Genomic DNA, 24,160 nt, shown 5'->3' with positions numbered 1-24,160 from the left:
TTCGCTAGTGCCAGATATTGCTGTCAATTTTTTCGTGCAGTTCCGGGTACTCCTTCGACTTGAAGTGCGGCACCTCGCCCTGTTTACGTTGCGCCAGATAGTCTTTGGTCAGCTTCACCACCGTGCCGGAAAGCATCACAATGGCAATCAGATTAATTGTAGCCATCAGGCCCATGGACGCGTCAGCCGCGTTGAAGACGGTTATCACGGCTTCGTAGCTGCCCCAGATCACCATCCCGAGAACCGCGGAGCGAAGCACCGTAATAGCAATATTGTTATCACCACCCAGATGAATCAGGGCGTTTTCCGCGTAGGTGTAGTTGGCAACAATGGAGGTGAAGGCAAAGAACAGGATTGCGATGGCAATGAAGTAGGCGCCGGAAATCCCGATATGGCTTTGCATGGCATCCTGGGTCAGCTGGGTGCCGGTGACGCCGGAACCGGGCTCCATCACCCCGGATAGAAGGATCATGACCGCTGTGGCGGTACAGATGATAATGGTGTCAATAAATACCCCGAATGCCTGAACCAGGCCCTGGGAAGAGGGGTGATGGGGCGCGGGTGTCGCGGTCGCCGCGATATTGGGGGCAGAGCCCATGCCCGCTTCGTTGGAGAAAAGGCCGCGTTTGATACCGTTCAGCATGGCGGCGGTAATGGAGCCCGCCGCGCCACCGGCGGCTTCTTCCAGACCGAACGCGCTCTTCACAATGGTAATCAGCACGCCCGGCACTTCGGTGATATTGATGGCCATGATCACCAGTGCTATCAGCACATAGATGCCCGCCATCAACGGTACTACCAGTTCCGCAAAGCGCACGATGGAGCGCAGGCCGCCAAAGATAACAACGCCCGCCAGTACCGCAATCAGGATACCGACCCAGAGCTTGGGGATACCAAACGCACCTTCCATGGCATCGGCAATGGAATTGGCCTGTACCGCATTGAATACCAGTCCAAAGGAGAGAATCAGACACACCGCAAAGATGCTGCCCGCCCAGGGAGCCTTGAGGCCTTTGGTGATATAAACCGCCGGGCCGCCACGGTATTGCCCTTTGCCGTCACGCACCTTGTAGAGCTGCGCCAATGTGCTCTCCGCGTAGCCGGTTGCCATACCCACCAGCGCCACCATCCACATCCAGAAAATGGCACCGGCGCCACCAAGGTAGAGCGCAACTGCAACACCGGCCAGGTTACCCGTACCTACTCGGGATGCGAGACTGGTACACAGGGCCTGGAAGGGCGAGATACCATGGACATCGCTTTCCCGCGAGCCACGGATGGCACGGATCATCTCACCGAAATTCAGGAATTGCAGGAAGCCCAGGCGTACGGTGAAGAAAATACCAACACCCAACAGGCCATAAACCAGTACGTAACCCCAGAGAATCGAGTTAAGAAAATCCACGATAGCGGTCATTGTTCTTCCTTAAACGGCTGCTCTTACAAGAAACGGTTGCTCTTAAACGACCAGCACCGGACATTTCGCCTTGGACGCGACGCGGTGCGACACGCTGCCAAGTAGCATGCCATCCTTGTCACTGTGAGTACCCCTGGTGCCGACCACAATCAGATCCACATCTTTATCCTGGGCAAACTTGACGATAACACTGGAGGGGCGTCCGGCCTTGACGAATCCCCGGACCTTAACAGCGCCCTTTTCTTTTGCCTTTTCCTTGGCGTGGTTGACTATATCCTTGGCGTACTCTGACAACACCTTGTCGGGGATATCCATGGCTTCAGGGCGCCCGATCGATAGCGAAGCTTCGAACAGGCTGTGGTGTTTGTAGACGCATAGCAGATAGATCTCGGTATCCATGAGTTTCTGCAGTTCAATGGCCTTGTCCATGGCCTTGAAGGATGACTTGGAACCGTCAACAGCCACCAGGATTCTTTTGAACATATTCTTCTCCCTGAAATTGGTCTCTTCAGCCCTTAGCGAAATGCCAGGTCACGCAGGAACAGCGCAATTTGCGGGAAGGCGATAATCAGGCCCGCTGCTGCCACCAGCATAAAGACAAATGGTGGCGTACCGCGGATCACTTCCCAGTATGGGCGTTTGAATATGGCTATGGCGGTGAATATGTCACAACCGAAGGGTGGCGTAGCAGAACCTATGGCCACCTGAAGCGTGATCAGAACCCCGACAAGCACCGGGTCCAGGCCAGTGGCTTCAATGGCCGGTGCAAAGATTGGTGTCAGCACCAGGATCACCACGATCGGGTCGACGAACATGCAGGCCACAAAGAAGGCGATACAGATCGCAATCAGAACGCCGACCGGTCCGGCTTCATTGACGCCAACCGCTTCCAGTATTGTTTGCGGGATCTGTGCAAAGGAGATGATCCAGGAGAAGCCGTTGCCCACGGCAACCAGTATGAAAACCACGGCCGTTATCAAGCCAGTGGATTTGGCGATCCGATAGATGTCCGGCAACTTCAGCGAGCGGAAAACCGCGAATTCCAGCAAGAAGGCATAAAGCACACAGACAGCGGCTGCCTCTGTGGGGCTGAATATGCCGCCATAAATACCGCCCACAATAATAACCGGGAAGAACAGCGGCCATAGCGCTTCACGAACAGCAACTCCCCGCTCTCTCCAGCCGGCTCTTTCCTCGGTGGGGACCTTGTTGATATATGCATAGATCAGGCAATAAATGGAAAACATGATCAGAATCATGACGCCGGGGCCGATGCCGGCAATGAACAGTTCGGCAATGGAGGTTCCGGAAATAACACCGTAAATGATGAAGCCGATACTGGGAGGAATCAGAAAAGCGATATCGCTGGAATTGATTATCAGAGCCAGTGAAAACGAGTCGGAATAACCCGCCTTGAGCAGTTTTGGCCGCAGCGGTGAGCCAACAGCCACAACGGTGGCCTGGGTCGAGCCGGAAACCGCACCGAAGAGCGTACATGAAGTGGCTGTACTGATTGCCAGCCCGCCCTTTATGTGTCCGATAAACGCCATCACCATGTGGATCAGGCGGTCGGCTGACTGGCCGCGGGTCATTATATCCGCCGCCAGAATGAACATGGGTACGGCAATCAGCGATGCGGGGCGGATGCCGCCCATCATCTGCTGAATGAAGGTACCCATCTGGCCGAAGCCATCAAACATCATTACAAAGCCGACTACCGCACCGGCAATCAGCGGAACCATCATCGGGAAGCCCAGCAGTAGCAGCCCGATCATGATCACCATCATTATAGTCGCCATGAGTTTCTATCCTTCGTCAGAGCAGCTGCAGGGGTCAGACTTCCGATTCACTATCTGCGTAACCATCAATCACACCGGTGGACAGGTAAACATCCTTGCTGGTGAGGTTTTTGATGGCGGTGAGGAAGTACTGGATGCCAGTAATCGCAAAGCCCACTGGGGCCCAGATGTAAATCCACCAGATTTCAAAACCCAGCGCCGGCAGAATTCGTCCGCGGCTTTGCATGGTTTCTACGAATCCATAAGAGTGATAACAGAGGAAGAACATCACCACTGATGTAAACAGGGCTATGAAAATCATCAGTACCTTGCGCCCTTTCGGGGGGATAGCATCGTAAACCGCAGACATCCGGATATGACGGCCATGGCGGGCCGCATAGCCAATACCTGCAAAGGTAATCAGGATAATAAGAATCCGGTTGATCTCACCGGAGAAAAACATGCCTTCACCGAAGACAAAGCGCGCAATAACGTTGGCGCATGTATTAACGGCCATGAGGATCACGCCAACCGCGAGCATTACGGCTTCGGTCTTGGCAATGAGTTCGTCAATGGTTCCCAGAAACCCGGGCAGGCCGGACTCATAGGTGCCGGTATCGTCTTCTAGATCCGGGGAGTTCTCGGACATGGGTTCCGCTCCAGAACAAATCGCTCCCGGCCGGTAGGAGTCCCCGGCGGGGCGGGGTTAATACAGCTTCCCGCCGGGCATTGCCGGCGGGAACGGTTCCTTCAGGTTCAGTTGTTCTGAACCGCCTTGAGATCTTCCTTGAACTGGTTCAGCAGCTCTTCGCCGCCTTCGCCAGTCATTTCGATGAATTTATCTTCGACTTGCGGTGCACGGGCCTTGAAGGCCTCGATCTGCTCGTCGTTCAGGCGGGTAACGGTTACTTCGTCGCTGGCTTCCTGAATTTTAGCAAGCGCTTCGTCAGCGAGGCCGTCGATGTGATCGATGATTTCTTCGAAGGCATGGTCTGCAGCATCCTGCACAAGCTTCTTGTCTTCGTCAGACAGGCCATCGTAGAAGTTCTTGTTCGCCATCATTGCGGTAGTGAACCAGCCATGGCTGGTGAAGACCAGGTTAGGTGATACCTCGTAAAGACCGCCAGACTCGATCCAGAAAATCGGGTTTTCCTGGCCCTGGATCATGTTGGTCTGCAGTGCACCGTAAACCTCACCCCAGGGCAGAGGCGTAGGCGTTGCACCGAATGCCGCATAGGTCTCTGACAACAGCGGGTTGGTCATTACGCGGATTTTTTTGTTGTCGAAGTCTTCCGGCTTGGTTACGGGTTCGTCTACCGTCACAACCATTTCGCCTTCCGGATACATCTTCAGCAACTCAAGGCCGTTCTGGGCATAAAGCTCGGGAAAGTCCTCGTTGATCGCCTTACTTTCACGGAAGAACTTGATCACCGTGTCCATGTCGGTTGGCATCAGGTAAGGAATGAAGAAAATCTGTGCTTCCGGGATCAACGAGCCGGTAAAGCCCGGAGACTGGTTGACGAAGTTGAGAATGCCAGCCTGGGTCTGTTCCATGATGTCGTCGGATTCGCCAAGCTCACCAAAACGGTACACCTGAACGGTGTGGTCGGAATTGTCTTCAATGTATTCCTTGAAGTCATAGGCAAATACGTCCTGGACATCACCTTCATATTCTTCGTGCGCATAGCGCCAATTAGCGGCGTTTACCGAATTTGCCGCTGTCATTGCGGCAAAGGCAAACGCAGAAAATCCTGCGAGTTTCTTGAACTTGCTTATGTTGCTCATCGCGTGTTCTCCGCTTATTTTTCTGCTGAAATGAACTGTTACATTTATTTAGACTGGCAAAACAATGCTGTTTTCGCAAGAAATTGGCTGAATAGATTTTTCAAACGCCGGCTATCTGGCGCTATGTTTGGTAAATATTCGCAATTGAAGAAGTCTTGGGTGAAGTGCGCGCCGGAATGGGGCGTTTTTTGGATTGAGGCTACGCCAGAAGTATAGACGCCTCGGCGTAGCCTATATGCAGCGCGATCAGTCTAGCCCTTGGGTACCCAGGTGTTGCACCAACCTTTGGCATTGACCAGCACGTCACTGAATTCGGGGTGGCGGCATTTGCCCCAGCCGTCGGATTCTTCACCCGCCCAGAATGCACAGCCGTCGCATTGGCGGCCTTCCTGATATTTGCTGTGATCCGAATCGGCCCCATTGTTGACGTAGTCCAGGGCGTGACCATCTTCGGCCTTGGGCATGTCGGCCCGCACATTGGGCGAATGAGTAGCGAACCGTGCCAGCGGGATAGCCGCTACACCCAGGGCTGCAGTGCGCAGGAACACGCGGCGGCTTTCATTGATTTTGCTCATGGTGATTTCCTCTCTCTCATTTCATTTTGTGTTTTACTGTTTCTTCGGTGTTTTTTTGCTTTCACCGTATAAAGTTGTTCGGGGTGTGGGCAAGATCGGATGACTTTGAGCTGATCTGCGTCAATCCCACGTGGCCTGAACTGAATTCGTAAGCAGTTGTGGTAGGCTTCCTGTGTCAACCGGACAACCACACAGAGCAGGTATGCCAGCAACACCAATCATTGAACCCGGCTTTCATGCCATCCACGCGAACCACCTGGAAGACCTGCGCCGGGCAGTGGTCTGGATCTGTCAGAACAGTCCCCTTCCTCCCCTGGAAAGCGAAACTTTCCTGGTGCAGAGCAACGGCATTGCCCAGTGGCTGAAGCTTGCACTGGCGGAAGATCCGTCCAATGCCAGGAACGGTAATGACAACGGCGGCATGGGTATCGCAGCAGGAATGGATTTCCTGTTTCCTGCGCGTTTTATCTGGCAGGCCTATCGTGCGGTGTTGCCCTCTGCGGAGGTGCCGGAACAGTCCGCTTTCGACAAATCCCGCCTGGTCTGGCGCCTGTTCCGGTTACTGCCGGATCTGATTGCGGAAGACGAGGTATTTGCTCCGCTGCAGAGGTTTATGGCGGGGTCCGATACGGAAACCCGCCGGTATCAGTTGGCTGGCAAGATTGCCGATTTGTTCGACCAGTACCAGGTATTCCGTGCTGACTGGTTGGCGGACTGGGAAGCCGGGCATGATCGCCTGCAAATGGCCCGGGGCGAATACAAGGAACTGGGTGAAGATTTGCGTTGGCAGCCTGTGCTGTGGCGCAGATTGGTGGAGGATGTCGGTGAGCTTGCCGGCACCAGCCGCTCCCGCATCCACACCCGTTTCATGGATGAGGGACAAAATCTGACAGCGGTGGACAGGCCATCTGACCTGCCACGGCGCATTGTGGTTTTTGGTGTTTCCTCGCTGCCGAAGCAGGCACTGGAGGCGCTCTCGATCCTCAGCCGGGTCAGCCAGGTGGTGCTCTGTGTCCATAACCCCAGTGAATACTACTGGGCCGACATTATCAGTGATCGCGATCTGCTCAATGCTGACCGCAAACGGGGCCTGGCTCACCCGAAACTGACAACACTGACCAACCCGGACGATCTGCACCAGCACGCCAATCCACTCCTGGCGGCGTGGGGCAAGCAGGGGCGGGACTACATCCGCCTGCTGGATGAATTCGACAACCCCGAGGGTTATCAGGGCCGTATTGCCACCCCGGACGGCCGGATCGATATATTCACGCCTCACGGAGTGTCGGAACAGGCGGCAATACTGCACCAGATCCAGAACGACATTCGCACTCTTGCATCGCAACAGGAAATGCTCGAACAGGGGCGCGCACTGGATCCGTTCCGCGACGATTCGGTGGTATTCCACAATGCTCACAGTCCTCAGCGGGAAGTGGAAATTCTCCACGACCAGCTGCTGGCAGCGTTCAACAGCAACCCGGAGCTGCGCCCCCGGGACGTGATCGTCATGGTGCCGGATGTGGATACCTATGCGCCCCACATCCAGGCTGTATTCGGCCGTTACTCCGCGTTATCCCGCCGCTATATTCCGTTTACCATTTCCGACCAGGGCCAGCGCCACCGCCAACCGGTGTTGATTGCGCTGGATACCCTGATGGCGCTGCCGGAAAGCCGGTTTGGCGTCAGCGAGATCATCAGCTTGCTGGAAGTGCCGGCGGTCCGAAACCGGTTCGGTATTGCCGAAGGCGATCTGCCTCTGGTGCGCCAATGGGTGGAAGGCGCCAATATTCGCTGGGGTTTGCACGGCGATCACCGCAGCAGCCTCGACCTGCCAGGCGGGCTGGAGCGTAACACCTGGCAGGCGGGCCTGCGGCGGATGTTGCTGGGCTATGGTACTGGCCGCGACGAACCCTGGCAGGGCGTCGAGCCCTACGAGGAAATTGGCGGCTTGCAGGCCAGTGTGGCGGGCAACCTCTGCCGTTTTATCGACCGGCTGGAAGTGCTCTGGCACGAACTCAGGGCCACCGCGACACCGTCAGGGTGGCTGGACCTCCTGCAATCGATACTGGAGCGTTTCTTTGATGACCTTTCCGACGATGAACTGCTGTTGGTAAATCGCCTGCGCCGGCAGGCCGAGCAGTGGTTGCAGGACTGTGACAGCGCCGGAATGGAGCAGGTGGAGCTGCCCCTGAACATTGTTCGCGAAATCCTGCTGGAGGGACTGGAAGAGGGTGGGCTCAATCAGCGTTTCCTGGCGGGAAAGGTCAATTTCGCCACCCTGATGCCGATGCGGGCCATCCCCTTCCGTCGGGTCTGCCTGCTGGGCATGAACGATGGTGACTACCCGCGCTCTCGGCCACCGGTGGATTTTGACCTGATGGCGCTGGATTACCGCCCCGGGGACCGTTCCCGCCGGGAAGACGACCGCTACCTGTTTCTTGAGGCCTTGCTGTCGGCGCGGGAGCAGCTTTATATCAGTTGGGTGGGGCGCAGCATCCGTGATGACTCAGAGCGGCCGCCATCGGTGCTGGTAAGCCAGTTACGGGATCATCTGGATGCGGTGTGGCAGGTGTCGGAATCAGATCAGTCGGCGTCGGCCGCGCTTACTACTGAACACCCATTGCAACCGTTCAGCCGGGAGTATTTTCCGCTTGCGAATCGCGGAGTAGGGCAGGACGGCTCCCCAAAAGCCAACGACGTGGTGTCGGCCCGGCGCCTGTTTACTTACGACAGTGAATGGCTCAGCGCCCACCAATCCCTGCAAGTCGAGGCTGAACATGCCCCGCTGCCGTACCTGCCGCCGGCAGATCCGCTCACTCTTGCGGATATTGGCGCTTTCCTCAAACGGCCAGTGGAAAGCTTTTTCCAGCGTCGCCTGCAGGTGCGGTTTACCGATGTGGAAAGTCTGGATACCGATAATGAAGCGTTTGCCATGGATGGTTTACACCACTGGCGACTGGAGGATGAGCTGATTCGCCAGGCGGTGATGAAAGCCGATACCGAAGAGGAGTTGCAGCAACGCATCGAAACCTCTCTGGCCAGTATGGCCCGCCGGGGCGAATTGGGTATGGGGCTGACTGAATTTGCTCTGACCCGGCAACTGGAAAACCGCATGCCGGACCTGCACAAGCGTTACCGGGAGGCCCTGGCGCTCTGGCCTGAGGCCATTGAGGAAGTGATTGGGTTTGAGTACCAGCACCAGCGAGGCGAAGATTCCGTGGCTGTCAGCGACCGCCTTGGCAATCTGCGCACCCGTGCGGATGGAGAGATATGCAGGGTAGTGATTGCCAGTAGTAACCTTCTGGAAGGAGCCGGGGGCTATCGCCAGCTGCGATTCCCGGCTCTGCTTGACCATTGGGTGGCGCATCTGGCGGGCAACCTGCGCTTTGAAGCTTTCCATACCCTGGTTATCGCCAAGGAGGAACAGCGGGTGGTCAACCTGCTGCCCATGGGCAGTACCGCCGCCGGCGAATGCCTGGCCACGGTGCTGGACATCTGGATACAGGGCCAGACTCAACCGTTGCCGATCGAGTCCGGCGCTGCCTTCGCCTATCTTCGGGGTCTGTATCCCTCCCGGGGTGAGGGCAGCGAAGACAAGGCGTTACTCAAAGCAGAGGAGGCGTTCAACAAGGCCCTGGCCCGGGACAGCGGCTACCTGCGCAGGGTTTACCCGGAATTCGGGCAGCTGCTTGCCGGCGAACAATTCCCGCAGCTGGTACGGTCGTTATATGAACCGCTCTGGCACGCCGAGCAGGCGGGCCGGTCGAAGCCTGGCGGCGCTAAAAGGGAAACCGCGTAATGACCGAAAATGTTCGCACACTGGATCCTTTAACACTGCCACTGCGCGGCAGTCAGCTGATTGAGGCCAGCGCCGGCACCGGAAAAACCTTTACTCTGGCCCTGCTGTATGTGCGTCTGGTAATCGGACACCGCGCCGCCGAGGAACCGCTTGGAGAAGGCATACTGCCACCCAACCTGCTGGTGGTGACTTTTACCGAAGCCGCCACCAAGGAACTCCGGGACCGTATCCGCTCCCGCCTGACCGAAGCCGCAGCCCTGTTTGCCATGCCGTCGGATACCGTTGATGCCAACGCTGATGCAAAAGACCCACTGGTCAACCTGCGTAATGCCTGCCCTCCGGAAGACTGGCCGGTCTGTCGCCGCAAACTGTTGTTGGCGGCCGAATGGATGGATGAAGCCGCCGTCTCCACCATTCATGGCTGGTGTAATCGAATGCTCAGTGAACACGCCTTCGACAGCGGCAGCCTGTTCCGCCAGACCCTGGAAACCAGCCAGACGGATCTGCTGGACAATGTGGTCCGGGACTACTGGCGCACATACGTGTACCCGTTACCGCCGGAATTGATGAACGAGGTGCTGGATAACTGGAAAACCCCCGAGAGCCTGCGCCAGTCCGTTCGCAATCTTCTGCCCCATGTTGATGCCCTGCCGGTGCCCAGCCGCAAACCGGTGGCCGCGGCGGAAAACGCAAAAAGCCGCCGCGAGTCGAGGCTTCAGGAACTCAAGGCCCCCTGGCTGGCCTGGTGTGATGAGCTGGATGAATTGCTGGCGGAAACCGCCAAACGGAAGCCCAAGCCTTTGCACGGAACCACGAAAAACTCCATTAAGAAGGCCGTGGACTACCTGAGAGAATGGGCCACCACAGACGCCATTGAACCCCATGAATTTCTCTCCAGCAAGCGTACCAAGGGTTTCGATACCCTGGAAGCAGACGCCTTTGCAGAAAAGTGGACTGGCGATGACGATCCGCCCCACCACCCCGCCATGGATGCGATTGCCGAGCTCAAACCGGCGCTGAAAGCCATGCCGGTGGCAAAGCCGGACATCCTCAACCACGCTGCCTGCTGGATTGCCCGGCGAATGGACAGTGAAAAACAGCGTCTTGCGAGCATGGGTTTTGACGACCTGCTGACCCGGTTGGATGATGCTCTGGGCGGCCCCCAGGGCGATAGACTGGCCGAGACCATCCGCCGCCAGTTCCCGGTGGCGATGATCGATGAGTTCCAGGACACCGACCCGGTCCAGTACCGGATCTTTGACCGCGTCTACCGGGTAGCTGGCAACCACCAGGATACCAGCCTGCTGATGATCGGCGACCCCAAGCAGGCCATCTACGGTTTCCGGGGTGCCGACATCTATACCTACCTGGACGCGCGCCTTGCGGTCAGCAGCCGCACCTACACGCTGGCTACCAACTTCCGTTCCGCCGTTACCATGGTGGATGGGGTCAACCGGGTGTTCGCCCATGCCGATCAGGAGCTGTCCGAAGGAGCCTTCCTGTTCCGGGCCGGTAGTCACAACCCGCTGCCATTCAATCCGGTGAATGCCAAGGGTACGGACCGTCAGTGGTGCGTGCAGGGTCAGCCGCAGCCGCCACTGACCTTCTGGACCCTGGCGGACGACCGTCCTGTCGCCAAGGAAGCCGGTCGAGAGGCCATGGCGGACGTCTGCTCAGCGGAGATTGCCCGCCTGCTGAATCTCGGTCAGGCCGGTGAGGCCGGTTTTGCCGCCGAGGGTCAGCCCCTCGAGCAGCTGCGGCCGGAGCACTTTGCCATACTGGTGAACAAGCGTGATGAGGCGGATGCCGTCAGGCGAGCCCTGAGTGCCCGGGGTATCCGCAGCGTGTATCTGTCGGACCGTAACTCCGTGTTGCAGTCGGCGCAGGCGATGCAGCTGCTGCAGTGGCTTCAGGCCTGTGCCGAGCCCGGTCAGCTTTCGCTGATTCGCGCCGCACTGGCCACACCCACCATGGGCCTGGCCTACCAGGACCTGGACCGGCTGCTCAGCGACGAAAATGCCCTGGATCGGCAAATCAACCGTTTCCAGGGCTACCGGGAACTCTGGCAACAACAGGGCGTGCTGCCAATGTTACGTCGCCTGCTCATGGACTACGACGTGCCCGCAAAACTTCTGGCGGGGCCGGATGGTGAGCGTGGCCTGACCGATATCCTGCACATTGCCGAACTGCTGCAGCAGGACAGCCAGCAACTGGATGGCGAACACGCCCTGATTCATCATTTTACCGAGATGCTGCGGGAATCCGACGACGAGGACGAACACCGGACCATGCGCCTGGAAAGCGACGCCGGATTGGTCAAGGTAGTTACCGTGCACAAGTCCAAAGGCCTGGAGTACCCGTTGGTGTTCCTGCCGTTTGCCACCGAGGTTCGCGAGGAAAAACCGAACCAGGCCTTTATCAAGTACCACGATGACGAGGGCAAACTGCAGATTTCCCTGGAGCCGGACGACGACACGCTCGCCCGGGCTGATCATGAACGGTTGGGTGAGGACATCCGCAAATTCTATGTGGCGTTGACCCGTTCCCGCCATGCAACCTGGGTAGGCGCGGCCGGCATCAAGGGCTGGCGCCAGAGTGGCCTGGGGTACCTGGTCGGCCTTGACGCCAGTGAGGACGATACGGATCTGATGCCTTTCCTGCAGGCCATGGCCGCTGGTGAGCCTGCAATAGCGGTGGCGCCAGTTCCCGAGCCAGGGGAAGATGTTTACGTTGGCGAGATGGAACCGGAGCTTGGCATGGCGCTGGAACCGGTGCGTGAGGCGAAGGAAAACTGGTGGATTGCCAGTTACTCGGCCATCACCTATGGCGCCCGTAGTGGCTTCAATGACGGCTTCGCCCCCGCCAGTGAAGACGCGGAACAGGAAAACTTGCGGGAGGAAGAGGAGGATTCGGGCACCGATACCGCCACCGGCGCAGCCTCCAGAGCGCCGCAACCCTTCAATCAGCACAGCTTTCCCAAGGGCGCCGGACCCGGCACCTTCCTCCACGATCTTCTGGAGTGGTGTGCCACCCGGGGGTTCCGTACGGTGGCCGAAGCGCCAGACGAGCTCTATGAACTGGTGGAACGCCGTTGCAAACTGCGCAACTGGAGCGACTGGGCGGACACCCTGAAAACCTTCATCCACACACTGGTCACCGTGAACATGCCCCTGCCAGATAACGGTGGAACCTGCTCACTCGCCGGCCTTGAAACCTTTCGCGCGGAGCTGGAGTTCTGGTTCGAAAGCCATCAGGTAAACACCCGGGCCATGGACACACTGGTTCGCCGACAAACCCTGAACGGTGAAGACCGGCCTGAAGCCCATGAAACCACCTTTAACGGCATGCTCAAGGGTTTTATCGATCTGGTGTTCGAGCACAACGGCCGCTACTACGTCCTGGACTACAAGTCGAATTACCTCGGTGAAGATGATCAGGCCTATACGACCGGCACCATGAGAGCAAAAATCCTGGAAAACCGGTACGACCTGCAGTACGTCATCTATCTGCTGGCGTTACACCGTCTGCTGAAGTCGCGACTGCCAGACTATGATTATGACACCCATGTTGGCGGTGCGGTCTACCTGTTTCTGCGCGGGTGTGACTCGCCGGGGGCTGGCGTCTTTACCGAGCGACCGGGACGGGCACTGATCGAAGAACTGGACCAGCTGTTCAGTGGCCAGCGGGAGAATGCAGCATGATCGGGGAGAGCGGAACCATGCAGGACCTGTTCGACACTGTTCCGGAGGAGCCGGCGTCATTACCCGGAAACGCCCAGCAAGCGCTGGCCCTTCTGGACGACTGGGTAGAACGGAGCTGGATTCGCGCCCTGGATCATGCCTTTGCAGCCTTTGTCTGCAACATGGTCGGTGACAATGGCGAGAAGCCGTCAACCATGCTGGCGTTGCTGGCTGCCATGGTTTCCCATCAGGTGGGGCGGGGGCACGTCTGCCTCGATATCAGGCAGCTTTGTATCGATACCGAACCCACGCTGGTGCTGCCACCGGAAGGGGGGGGTGCACTCCCGGCTGACAGTCCGCGACCGTCAGACCTGTTTGCCGGAATCGGCCCGGACGAAATTCTCGCCAATCTCATGCAAAGCTGCGCGGTCAGTGACGGCGAGCAGGCGACCCCGCTGGTTCTGGACGGGTCGAGGCTGTATTTGCGGCGGTTCTGGCGCTACGAACAGGCCATTGCCGCCGGTATCCGGGCCCGCCTTGAAAGTCCTGCAGAGCGGGTGGATTCGGGGCTGCTGACACGAACGCTGGATGTCCTGTTCGGGGCGACTGCGAAACCGGATAGTCAGCCTGACTATCAGAAAGCAGCCTGCGCTCTGGCGGCAAGGAACCGTTTCAGCGTGATCACCGGTGGTCCCGGTACTGGCAAAACCACTACGGTTGTAAACCTGCTCGCGGCCCTGCAGTCGGTGGCCTGCGAATCAGTCGGAAGCAATGAAACCAATGCATATTTGCGTATCCGTCTTTCAGCCCCCACCGGGAAAGCCGCCGCAAGACTGAGCGAGTCGATTGGTGGTGCGGTTGACCGCCTGCCTCTGGCAAAGCTGCCTGGCAGCCCGAACAAATCCGCCATTCCAACGCAGGTGACCACCCTGCACCGGTTGCTGGGCAGCCGACCCGGTTCGCGGAGCTTCCGGCACAATGAAGACAACCCACTACCACTGGATATCCTGGTGATCGACGAAGCCTCCATGGTGGATGTCGACCTGATGGCCTCGGTTTTTGCGGCGATGCCCGACCGGGCACGTCTGATCATGCTGGGGGATAAAGATCAGTTGGCTTCAGTGGACGCCGGCGCCGTGCTGGGTGAGCTATGCCAGCGTGCCGAGGGAGCCCATTACCTGCCGGAGACAGCCCAATGGCTGGAGTCAGTGACGGGTTGCCCATTGCCAGCGCACCTGACCGATACCGAGGGCCTGCCGCTGGACCAGGCGGTTGCCATGCTTCGCAAGAGCTATCGTTTCGACGAACACAGCGGTATCGGTGTTTTGGCATCGGCCACTAACGCCGGTCGCTTGGATAAACCGCTCATTCGCCAATGCCGTGAGCAGGCGTTTGAAGACGTGGCCTGGCTCACACCGGACAGTCACTCGGCGCGCCCCGGCATCAACGAGCCAGGGGTCGCGCTACTGGCGGATCATGCCCTTACCGGCACCCCGGAAGGTTTCTGCAACAACGGGCAGGGGCGTCTGGTCAACGAAGAGCCTGTCGCTCCGCCGGTAGGTTATGGCCACTACCTGGGTATCATCCGGGACCAGAAGCCTTCCGCCGGCGGTGAAAGGGAGGCCCGTGATCAATGGGATACCTGGGCAATCGAGGTACTCAACGCCTTCAACCATTTCAAGATTTTGTGCGCCCTGCGACAGGGGCCATTCGGGGTGGAAGGGCTTAACCGGGAAATCTCCGAGCGCCTGCGCTGGGCCGGACTGATTGATCGTACGGAGGGCTGGTATGCTGGTCGCCCGGTACTGATCACCGGAAACGACTATAATCTGGGCCTGATGAACGGTGATATCGGCGTTACCCTGAGCGTGCCCTGGGAACGTGATGAAGCGGGCGAGCCGGTCGATACCCTGCGGGTGGCGTTTCCGTCAAACGATGGCAGTGACACCATCCGGTGGATCTCCCCCAGCCGGTTGCAGTCACTGGAGACCGTCTACGCCATGACCGTGCACAAATCCCAGGGCTCGGAATTCACCCATGCCTGCCTGGTGCTTCCGGACCGGCTGACCCCGGTGCTGACCCGGGAACTGGTTTATACCGGCATCACCCGGGCCCGTCACTGGCTGAGCCTGGTGGTGAGCCAGGAGGGTGTGCTGAGAGAGGCAGTGGGCCGCGGCGTGGTCAGAGCATCGGGGCTGGCCAGATTGTTGTCTTGAGTTCTCGGCCATGACTTATTCCCAGCGGAGGAATCGAATGAAAGGGACAATACGGATACCGCAGTGTGTGGTAGCTCTGTTCGCTGTGCTGTTGCTGGCGGGTTGCGCAGGCTCTCCGGCTACGGATAGCTCGCGCCGCGATGTTGTGGCGATGCCGCTGACGAACACTTACTGGCAGCTGGTGAGCGTAGCCGGCCAACCTGTGCCGGAAACCGACCGTGAGCAGAAGGCTCATGTCCTGTTCCTGGACGATGGCCGGGTGAGTGGTTTCAGTGGCTGCAATCAGTACATGGGTAACTATCGCGTCGAGGGCGAAAATCTGCTATTCGATTCAATGAGCAGCACCCGTATGGCTTGCCCTGACAGCCAGACGGAAGGCCAGCTGTTCGCCGCACTGGCCAAGACGGTGGGCGTCAACCTGGAAGGCATCGAGCTCCGGCTTCTGGGCGAGGCCGGCGAAGAGCTGGCGGTGTTCGAGGCCTCGCGGATGAAATAGGGGCGTGCCTGTCAGTTTGTGGGCAGGCAGCGGGTCATGAAATCCCTGAACTCACTCACCAGCCGTTCCAGGCTGTTTTCCAGTCGGTGCCCGTCCGGCAGCATCAGCAATGGCAGCTTCTGTTCCCGCGCCAGTTCGATTACCGGCATGGGCAGCACCACATCATCGTCCCAGCCGTGAATGATCTGGGTCTTTCGGGCCTGAATCCGCGGGCTGGACTGTGGATAGGCAGACATCGCCAGTGCCGGCGCCAGCAGGAAACACCCCAATACCGGGGTTTCCGCACTGGTACGGGCGCACACCCAGCCCCCCATACTGGAGCCGGCCAGTATGGTGCGTTCCGGGCTGGCGCCTGTCTCTGCCATGGCCTCCTTCATCTGCTGCAGGCGTTCCATGGGCACTTTCGTGCTGCGATGGTCCAGGGCGATGGCGGTCACACCGGGAAATCTTTCCGCTTCCGCTTTCAGGGCCTGAACCTTGGTGCCGCCGGGGCCGCTTTCCAGACCGTGTGACAGGAATACGTGAATGTCGGATGTCGCCATGATCACCTCCGATGAGCGGGTTCAGAGTCGGGTTGCAGAAAGAATATCCAGCGCGTGCCGGCGTTTTTCCGGGTCGTACAGGTCCACGGTGAACATCAGTTCGTCCACCTCCACGGTTTGCAGTAATCGCTCCAATTGCTGGCGGATGCTTGCTTCACTGCCCAGAAGCTGCAGCGACAGGAAGTCCTTCACGCCGGCGCGCTCGCCGCTGTTCCACAGGCCTTCCATGGATTCCACCGGTGGCCGCATCCACAGTGGCTGGCCACGGAACAGTGACAGAATGCGCTGATAACTGGTGGTGGCCAGGAACCGTGCCTCTTCATCGGTATCCGCAGGGACAGCAGGCACGGCCAGTATCACGTAAGGTTTGTCCAGCTGTTCGGAGGGCTGGAAATTGTCCCGGTATACCTGGATGGCTTCGCGGTAGAGGCGGGGCGCGAAGTGGCCGGCAAAGGCGTAGGGCAGACCCCGCATGGCAGCGAGCTGGGCACTGTAAAGGCTGGAACCCAGCAGCCAGATGGGCACATTGGTTCCGGCGCCGGGAATCGCCTTTACCTGCTGGCCGGGTTGCAGCGGACCGAGCAGCGTCTGCAGGCGGGCCACATCTTCGGGAAACTGCTCCGCCCCCAGGCCGTCCCTGCGCAAGGCGCGGCTGGTAATCGGGTCGGTACCCGGAGCCCGGCCAAGGCCAAGGTCGATTCGACCGGGGTAGAGACTCTCCAGTGTGCCGAACTGCTCTGCAATCACCAGCGGCGGGTGGTTGGGTAGCATGATGCCGCCGGAGCCCACACGCAGGGTTGTCGTGGCACCGGCAATATGGCCGACCAGAACCGCCGTCGCGGAACTGCTGATGCCTTCCATGTTGTGGTGTTCAGCCAGCCAGAAGCGCTGGAAACCGAGGTTTTCCGCATGCCTGGCATAGGCAACGCTGTTGGCAAGAGTCTGGCCCACGGAATCACCTTCGCGGACCGAGGCCAGCTCCAGTAGGGAAAAAGAAGGGAATTGGGCGCTGGAATACTGCGACATTGAATGCTCCGGTTTTGAACTATCCCGCAGCATAACAAAAACCGGCGTACGTGCCGCTATAGGGAGTGCCCGGTATTGCAGTCCGCCATCCACCATCGCGGAAACAACTGTTGGATGTCAGGCTTCAGAAAGCGGTCGTCGATCAGCCAGATTACGCCACGGTCCTCTGGTGTGCGGATCACCCTGCCAGCGGCCTGGGCCACTTTCTGTAGGCCGGGGATCAAATAGGTGTAGGCCTGGCCTGCGCCGAATCGCTGTTCCAGTCGCTGGCGCAGGATCTCATGCCAGGCGTCGAAAGGTGGCAGGCCGAGGGTGGCTACGAAGGCGCCGATCAGACGGTCGCCGGGCAGGTCGATGCCTTCGCTGAACACGCCACCGAGCACGGCAAAGGCAACGCCGGAATTGCCTTCCTGAAAGTCTTCCAGAAAGGCTGTGCGTGCCTCGCCGGACATGCCTGGTTGCTGGCTGCGCAGTGGAATATCCGGAGCCAGACTGGCCAGGGTATCCCGCACGCGGTTGAGGTAGGCAAAACTGCTGAAAAAAGCCAGGTAGTTGCCGGGCCGTTCGCGGTACTGCCGTGCGATGATTTCGGCAATGGGAGCCAGGGAGCGCTCGCGGTCCGCCTGGCGGGTGCTGATCTGTGGGGTGAAGTGCACGCTTAGCTGTTCAGCCGAAAATGGACCAGGCAGCGACTGGAAACAGGTGTCTTCGGGCATGCCCAGCAGGTCTCGGTAGTAGATGCCAGGTGAGAGCGTGGCTGAAAACAGCAGCGTGCTGTCAGCGGCGTTGAAGCGCGGGCCGAGAAAATCCGCCGGAATCAGGTTGCGGATGGCCAGCTGCGCCTTGCCGCGGCCAGGCCTGACCAGTTCGCACAGGGAATGGTCGCCAAACACGTCCGCCAGCTTGGTAAAAGCCAGGCTCTCGAACATCAGTTCCTGCAGGGCCAGATCTGGCGGGTAGTCGGCCAGGTAATCGGTAATGGCAGAGACCAGGCGGTTCAGAGCACCGGTCAGTGAACCGGGCAGGTTGTCCAGAATGACCGGTTCGCGGCTGATATCGGGGGCATGGTCGCGGATCAGCGATTGCCAGGCCCGGGATACTCCGTCGAGTCTGGATTTCAACGCTTTAGGTGCCGACTTTCGAACCCTCAGAAGACGGGCCTGGCTTAACTCGACCGAGTACATGCCCCGAGCCCGGTCCACCAGGTTGTGGGCTTCGTCGATCAGCAGGCTGGCTTTCCAGTCGTTCTGCCGGATCAGGGCATGGAGCAGGGCGGACTGGTCAAACATCCGGTTCACATCAGCCACCACCACGTCGCTCCAGCGAGCCATTTCCTGGGCCAGGAAATAGGGGCAGATGCCATGCCGGCCGGCGATACTGGCAAGCACCGGTTGTGTCAGCGCGCCGGTGGTGTTTGCAGCGTCTGCCCGGGCCTCCGGCAGGCGGTCGAAAAAGCCCCTGGCCAACGGGCATGCATCCCCGTGGCAGGCTTTGTCCGGGTGTTCGCAGGCATGGTCCTTCGCTACCAGTTCCAGGGTTCGCAGTGGCAGGGCGCCGGGTTGCTTCTCCCGTAACAGGTGAACGGCGTCCACTGCCAGTTGCCGGGCGGTGTTGCGACTGGTCAGGTAGAACAGCCGGTCCTGTCCGGCCGCAGGCATGGCCATGAGGGCCGGGAACAGAGTGCCCAGTGTTTTGCCCAGGCCAGTGGGCGCTTCCAGCAGCAGTGTTCGGTTGCGAATGGTGTTTTTATAAACGGTCTCTGCCAGAGCGCGTTGCCGGGGGCGGAATTCAGGGAAGGGAAACGTTAGCCGCGACAGGGCCTGGTCCCTGTCTTGCCGGTGTGTGGCCTCCTGTTTCGCCCAGCCACTGTATATCGCACAGAGCTGCTCAAGTTCGTGCCAGAGTTCGTCAGCGCTGGCGGTTTCGGTGATGGCAGTCTCCTTGTCCTTGCCGACATCGTAGTAGATCAGCGCCAGGTCGAGCGTGTTCAGTTTCTCCTGACGACACAACAGCGCCCCGTATACCCGCAACTGCGCCCTGTGGAGGTTGCGCTGGGCTTCCCGCACCTGTGACAGGTCGCCCCTGTGGGTCTTGATTTCTTCCAGCCTGCCGGCGACCGGGTCGTAACCATCGGCTCTGCCACTGACCATTAGCTTGCCGCACTGGCCGGCCAGGGCAATTTCGCTCTGATACCTTGGCCCGCGTCGGGCCTGCACAGCACCGTGGCCGGCGATGCCTTCTTCCGACGTCGGCGCCGGCGTGTAGCGTAAATCCAGGTCACCTTTGCGGGCGGCAAACTCGCAGAGGGTTCGCACCGCAACCTTGAGTTCACTCATTCGGCAGCTCCGCCCCAACGCACGTAGCAGACGGATACCGGGATGCCGTGGCTGACACAGAACTCCAGCCAACGGGTCTGATGGTCCTGCAGGCGATCGCCGGGGCCTTTTATTTCGATCATTTCATAGCGTCGGTCCGGATCCGGATGATCAGGTTGAAAGCGGATCAGGTCGGGGAAACCGCTTCGGTGTTCCCGCAGATTGTCCAGCAGGCGCAGGAATATCAACTCAAGGTGACGCGCGGGAATGGATTCCAGCGCCAGATCCAGGAGATCGTCGGAAAGCACGGGCCAGATCACGAACGGAGAGGCAATGCCCCGTTTCCGACGCCAGTTATTGCGAATCCGCGCTTTGTAGTCGTCGGTGGCCAGGGCGCTCAGGCAGTCGCCAAACAGTGTTTGCCTGCGTTCCACGAAATCCTCCCGGTACAGGTCCACCGGACCGGTGTGGAATGGATGGAAGAATGCACCGGGCACCGGGGCAAACAGGGCAGGCCAGCACAGCAGTCCAAACAGACCGTTGATCAGGGTGTTTTCCACATAGGCAACCGGGGCTTCAGGTTCCGTGAGGTGTTGCAGGGCCGCCCATTCCACCGAGTTACCCTGCGGATTGTCCACCTCAATGGTAAAAGCGGTGAGCGCCGGGCGTGCGGATGGCTGAGGCGGGGCTTCTCCCAGTTTTTTCGCCAGTCGTGACAGGATGCGCTCCAGCCCTCTTTCTTCCGTACCGGTTCTGGTTTTGGCGCCGGCGGTAATGGCCAGCGACCAGGCTTCGCGGTGCCGCTTCAGCCGTTCCAGTAGTCGTAGTTGCCGCAGGCGCGCTTCGCGGTGGCCGCTGCGTTGGTAGGCGGCCAAGGCAAGCTCTGTATTGCCGCCGCGCTCCGCCCGTTTGCCCAGCTCGAACAACAGGCGGCCGCGCCGACTCTCAAGCCAGGGGTTCTCGTTGGCCGGGGGAATGTCCTGCCATACTGCTTCCGGCGGCTCATTTTCCTCGAGGCGTTCACGGCAGCGGTGCATGATGAGATAGCGGTCAACGTCGTCGCGCTCGTCAAAGGCACGGGATGCAGCGTTAAGCGGTACCTGTTCGTATTGCTGGTGCCCCAGCTCCACCAGCACGAAATCGGACCAGCTTTGTCGGAGGTTGCCGAAGAACATTAACCTCAGGCGATCAAAAAGCGCCATATGCTTCAGGCGGATCACTTGCGTGGGGATGTCCGGCAGCCACTGCTTCACGGGAGCGGGTTCGGGATAAAGCGGAATCAGGGTGTCTTTCAACAGCCCCTTGGCTGCCGTGCCGGGCAAACCGGCAGCAGAAATCTGTTCAGCCAGGGCAGGGCGAAGTTCGGCGAGGGTAAAAAGGCGAAAGAGTTCGGCCAGGGGCACGTCCGGACTGTCTTCAATCCAGCCGCTACGCGAGAGCTTTTTCGCTACCTCAGCCGCCGGTAAGACCAGCTCCGGATAGTTGAGTTTTTCCATCCGGAACAGGTCGCCAGAGCGCATCACCAGCCGGGCCAGCAGGGCCCGCTCCGGCTGATGCAATGCCAGCAGGCTGTCAATGTGCCCGGTTTCCTCGGTGGTCAGCAGATCGCTGTGGTGCTGACGAACCCAGCGCACTACCGTCTCGAAGTTTTCGAGATAGTACAGCGGATTGTCCAGGTCGGCAGTGCCGGGAACGGAGGAATGTCTGGTTGATGCGGGCGTCATAGAAACTGTTTTGCTGGCCAGAGCGTAAGCATAGAATGATCACTGATGATGCCCTATGGAGAATCCGATATGCGAGTCCTTATTGCTCTCATTGCGCTGATTGCCCCGATTTCGATGCTGGCCCCGGCGTCGGCGGTGGCCGCGGAGTGTCCGGCCTTCCTCAACCATGACCTGCGCAAGCTGCACTCTTCGGATTCCGTCAATCTGTGCGATGTGGCTTCCGGAAAGCCCATGCTGGTTGTGAACACCGCCAGCCGCTGTGGTTACACCGGGCAGTTTGAGGGCCTGGAGGCCCTGCACCGGGAGTACAGTGACAAGGGCCTGGTGGTGGTTGGCTTTGCCAGCGATGATTTTCGTCAGGAGGCAGCAACCGAGGAGGAGGCGGCCAACGTTTGCTTCAAGAACTTTGGCGTAACCTTCACCATGATCGCCCCGACAGCGGTGACTGGAAACGACGCCAACCCTGTGTTTAAGGCGATCAACAGCCAGAGCAGTCAGCCAAACTGGAACTTTCACAAGTATGTGTTGAATGCCCGGGGTGAAGTTGTCGAGGCTTTTCCCAGCCGTGTAAAACCGGATGCATCCGAGCTCCGCAGTGCGGTTGAGCGGGTGGTTGCTGACCGCTGAAACCGCGGACTCAAAGGTCCACAACAATTGGCGGATTCAGCGGTTTGAAACTTCCGTTGCAGGTGCTGGCGTTGACGAAGAGGCGGTCATCCAGGCTTTGCTTGCCATGGCTCTCGTGAATATGTCCGAATACGTGCATCTTTAACTGTAAACGTTCCAGTTCGTGGGTCAGGTCGTCGCAGCCGACGGACAGGGAGTGGGTATCCGTGATCACCTGGTCGAGAATGCCTGCCGGTGGCCCGTGAGTCACCAGAACGTCAGTATCGGCGGGGATTTGTGCCCAGCGCTCGGCAATCGCCGGGCCGCGCGCAAGGTTGAAGGCCCAGTCGAAGAACACTGGTGTCCAGGGGCTGCCCCAGAACCTCAGGCCCTCGATCTCGGTTCCACTATCCCGCAGGTAAATGGCATTCCTGATCAGTGCCTCGGCGTCTGCCGGCTCATCCTGCAGGCACCAGTCGTGGTTGCCGGCAATCAGGATCTTATAGCGGTGCGGCTGTTCGGAAAACCAGTTGTCCAGGTCTTCCAGCTCTTCGAGGGTGCCCACCCCCAGGCAGTCACCGGCGTGGATCAGGATGTCGCCATCCGGCACCGTTATCTGGCGGTGCATGCTGTGAGTATCCGATATACAGACCAGTCTCATGATGTCTCACTGGGTTTGTTGAAAGCTCCGTGACGTCCGGCGCCACCGGCAAACCGGCCGGCACCCTCAATCGCTTCTTCGAAGACCACAGGATAGCCTCCGGCGCCTTCCGCAGCCAATGCCTCGGCCAATTCCCTGTCCCACTGATGAATGGCGGAATTGATCTCGGTGTAAACGGACGGGCGGGTCACAAGGGCCTCCTGGTGGTTATTATTATCGGGCCGTGTCAGGGAATCTCCGGTGTCAGCTGTTGGAATTCTGCCCGGTTGCGGCCTTTGTTTTTGGCATTGTATAGCGCGGAGTCCGCTTCGTTCATCATGTCGGCAAAGGTTTTATGTCGGTCCGCTTTCTCAACGCCGCCAATACTGGCGGAGAGTGACACCGGTAAACCCTGCATTTCCTCGCCATTGGTGACGATGGCGTCGAGTAGCCGGCGGGTTATCAGGCGAATATCATCCTCGGCGGTAATGTTCAGAATGATCGCAAACTCCTCGCCACCGATCCGACCGACAATGTCGTCATCCCGCAATTCCTGTTTCAGAATCCGGGCGACAAGGCATAAAGCGGCGTCACCCGTGGCATGTCCCCATCGGTCATTGATTTGCTTGAAGTAATCCAGGTCCATCATCAGAACCGCCAGCGGCACTTGTTTCTGTTCTGCTTTTTTAAAGGCTTGGATGCCGTCCCGGAACAGTGAACGCCGGTTGTAGAGTCCTGTGAGGCCATCCCGTTCCGCCATGATTCGCAGTCGCTGTTCAGATTGGGTAAATGCCAGTAGCGGTAAGGCGAGTACGGTAGCGGTGGCCAGCAGAATGTGGTTGATAAGGATTATTCGTAGAACGAAACCGGTTTCGTGCTGGTTTATGCCGATCCAACCTGCGCAGATAACCAGGGCCTGGATCATCATCAGCACACCATGGGCGGTGAACAGCACCTGCAGAATCCTGCGGGGCAGGGAAGGCGTGCTGTCCAGCCTCGACAGGTGATAAACCGCAAAACTGAATATGGCTGCGGAATACAGGGCTGTCAGAAAGCGGGCATTCAGGGGGGTGTCATGGAATGTGAACAGCAGGATCAGGCAATAACCGACTGCGGACGCCCGCAGGGCGTAACGGAATCGTCGGGAGTTTCCTGGCGCCTGGCCCGAAAAACGTTGGAGGCCTGCCAGAACCAGCAATGGCGACAGGCCAAGGAAGCCATGTGCCAGGAAAACAGTGATCCACTGAGAATCGAGAAACGCTCTTGCTCCAGCTAACAGGCTACCCGCAGCGAATGCCCCGCAGGCCAGCGCCCAAAGCCGGAAACAATCCTGGCGGGAACGCAACCGGAAAATCGCCCACAACAATGCACCGATCATGAGATTGATCGCGACAGACAATAGCAGCAGTGTCGGCAGGTGTACTTCGAATTCCATGGTCTTCCGTGAAGATAGGCTTTCTCGCCAATATTCTAGCGCTTGTACCGGTTACACTCAGTGAACATTCTGTATCAATTCTTCAGTGGTGCATGAGTAGGTATTAGCTTCGGGTTTGAATCAGTT

18 protein-coding genes are annotated in these 24,160 nt (G+C 58.9%); 5 read left to right on the top strand and 13 right to left on the bottom strand.

Features of this window, described 5'->3' with window-relative positions:
- Positions 1-4: 4 nt before the first annotated feature.
- The 6 genes from M8010_RS00400 to M8010_RS00375 form a co-directional block, all read right to left on the bottom strand.
- Positions 5-1,417 carry an alanine/glycine:cation symporter family protein gene (locus M8010_RS00400; protein WP_250086723.1) on the bottom strand — a complete coding sequence of 471 codons (1,413 nt, stop codon included), beginning with the start codon at positions 1,415-1,417 and terminating at the stop codon, positions 5-7.
- Between the two features lie 42 nt (positions 1,418-1,459).
- Entirely contained in the window at positions 1,460-1,900 is a 441-nt protein-coding gene (locus M8010_RS00395; protein WP_250086721.1) for a universal stress protein, read from the bottom strand.
- A 32-nt stretch (positions 1,901-1,932) separates the two neighbouring features.
- A complete protein-coding gene (locus M8010_RS00390; protein ID WP_250086720.1) occupies positions 1,933-3,216 on the bottom strand; it encodes a TRAP transporter large permease in 1,284 nt (427 codons plus the stop codon).
- A 34-nt stretch (positions 3,217-3,250) separates the two neighbouring features.
- The gene (locus tag M8010_RS00385; protein ID WP_250086718.1) at positions 3,251-3,844 is read right to left on the bottom strand and encodes a TRAP transporter small permease; all 594 of its coding nucleotides are present in this window, start codon (positions 3,842-3,844) and stop codon (positions 3,251-3,253) included.
- A gap of 107 nt (positions 3,845-3,951) precedes the next feature.
- Positions 3,952-4,980, bottom strand: a complete 1,029-nt coding sequence (locus tag M8010_RS00380) for a TRAP transporter substrate-binding protein (RefSeq protein WP_250086715.1) — start codon at positions 4,978-4,980, stop codon at positions 3,952-3,954.
- Positions 4,981-5,231: 251 nt separating this feature from the next.
- Positions 5,232-5,555 carry a high-potential iron-sulfur protein gene (locus M8010_RS00375; protein WP_250086713.1) on the bottom strand — a complete coding sequence of 108 codons (324 nt, stop codon included), beginning with the start codon at positions 5,553-5,555 and terminating at the stop codon, positions 5,232-5,234.
- Positions 5,556-5,757: 202 nt separating this feature from the next.
- Between M8010_RS00375 and recC the strand changes: the two genes are divergently transcribed.
- The 4 genes from recC to M8010_RS00355 are packed head-to-tail and all read left to right on the top strand — an operon-like array spanning position 5,758 to position 15,746.
- Complete coding sequence (recC, locus tag M8010_RS00370) at positions 5,758-9,354, top strand: exodeoxyribonuclease V subunit gamma (RefSeq protein WP_250086711.1); 3,597 nt, start codon at positions 5,758-5,760, stop codon at positions 9,352-9,354.
- Positions 9,354-13,055, top strand: a complete 3,702-nt coding sequence (recB, locus tag M8010_RS00365) for an exodeoxyribonuclease V subunit beta (protein ID WP_250086709.1) — start codon at positions 9,354-9,356, stop codon at positions 13,053-13,055. The genes recC and recB overlap by 1 nt, the downstream gene beginning before the upstream one ends.
- Positions 13,052-15,250: an exodeoxyribonuclease V subunit alpha gene (gene recD / locus M8010_RS00360; RefSeq protein WP_250086706.1), complete on the top strand. Its 2,199-nt coding sequence runs from the start codon at positions 13,052-13,054 to the stop codon at positions 15,248-15,250. Before recB ends, recD begins: the two co-directional genes overlap by 4 nt.
- A gap of 37 nt (positions 15,251-15,287) precedes the next feature.
- Positions 15,288-15,746 carry an META domain-containing protein gene (locus tag M8010_RS00355; protein WP_250086704.1) on the top strand — a complete coding sequence of 153 codons (459 nt, stop codon included), beginning with the start codon at positions 15,288-15,290 and terminating at the stop codon, positions 15,744-15,746.
- 11 nt (positions 15,747-15,757) lie between these two features.
- Here the strand turns inward: M8010_RS00355 and M8010_RS00350 are convergent, their stop codons facing one another.
- The 4 genes from M8010_RS00350 to M8010_RS00335 are packed head-to-tail and all read right to left on the bottom strand — an operon-like array spanning position 15,758 to position 21,353.
- Entirely contained in the window at positions 15,758-16,288 is a 531-nt protein-coding gene (locus tag M8010_RS00350) for a YqiA/YcfP family alpha/beta fold hydrolase (protein WP_250086702.1), read from the bottom strand.
- Positions 16,289-16,309: 21 nt separating this feature from the next.
- A complete protein-coding gene (locus M8010_RS00345; protein ID WP_250086700.1) occupies positions 16,310-17,314 on the bottom strand; it encodes an LLM class flavin-dependent oxidoreductase in 1,005 nt (334 codons plus the stop codon).
- Between the two features lie 56 nt (positions 17,315-17,370).
- On the bottom strand, positions 17,371-19,650 hold the full coding sequence (locus M8010_RS00340; protein ID WP_250086698.1) for an ATP-dependent DNA helicase: 2,280 nt from the start codon (positions 19,648-19,650) through the stop codon (positions 17,371-17,373).
- The gene (locus tag M8010_RS00335; protein ID WP_250086696.1) at positions 19,647-21,353 is read right to left on the bottom strand and encodes a VRR-NUC domain-containing protein; all 1,707 of its coding nucleotides are present in this window, start codon (positions 21,351-21,353) and stop codon (positions 19,647-19,649) included. The genes M8010_RS00340 and M8010_RS00335 overlap by 4 nt, the downstream gene beginning before the upstream one ends.
- 114 nt (positions 21,354-21,467) lie before the next feature.
- On the opposite strand from M8010_RS00335, the gene M8010_RS00330 reads away from it, so the two are divergent.
- Positions 21,468-21,980, top strand: a complete 513-nt coding sequence (locus tag M8010_RS00330) for a glutathione peroxidase (protein WP_250090067.1) — start codon at positions 21,468-21,470, stop codon at positions 21,978-21,980.
- Positions 21,981-21,990: 10 nt separating this feature from the next.
- On the opposite strand, the gene M8010_RS00325 is transcribed toward M8010_RS00330, so the two are convergent.
- The 3 genes from M8010_RS00325 to M8010_RS00315 are packed head-to-tail and all read right to left on the bottom strand — an operon-like array spanning position 21,991 to position 24,034.
- Positions 21,991-22,620 (bottom strand): metallophosphatase domain-containing protein, encoded by a 630-nt coding sequence (locus tag M8010_RS00325; protein ID WP_250086695.1) that lies wholly within the window; start codon positions 22,618-22,620, stop codon positions 21,991-21,993.
- Positions 22,617-22,811 (bottom strand): hypothetical protein, encoded by a 195-nt coding sequence (locus M8010_RS00320; RefSeq protein ID WP_250086693.1) that lies wholly within the window; start codon positions 22,809-22,811, stop codon positions 22,617-22,619. Before M8010_RS00320 ends, M8010_RS00325 begins: the two co-directional genes overlap by 4 nt.
- Before the next feature lie 35 nt (positions 22,812-22,846).
- Positions 22,847-24,034, bottom strand: coding sequence for a GGDEF domain-containing protein (locus M8010_RS00315; RefSeq protein ID WP_250086691.1), 1,188 nt, complete (start codon positions 24,032-24,034; stop codon positions 22,847-22,849).
- Positions 24,035-24,160 lie beyond the last annotated feature (126 nt).

This window comes from Marinobacter sp. ATCH36 (assembly GCF_023555055.1).
Lineage (GTDB): Bacteria > Pseudomonadota > Gammaproteobacteria > Pseudomonadales > Oleiphilaceae > Marinobacter.
The sequence above is the reverse complement of the archived record's forward strand: the minus strand, read 5'-3'. Positions and strand labels throughout refer to the sequence as shown.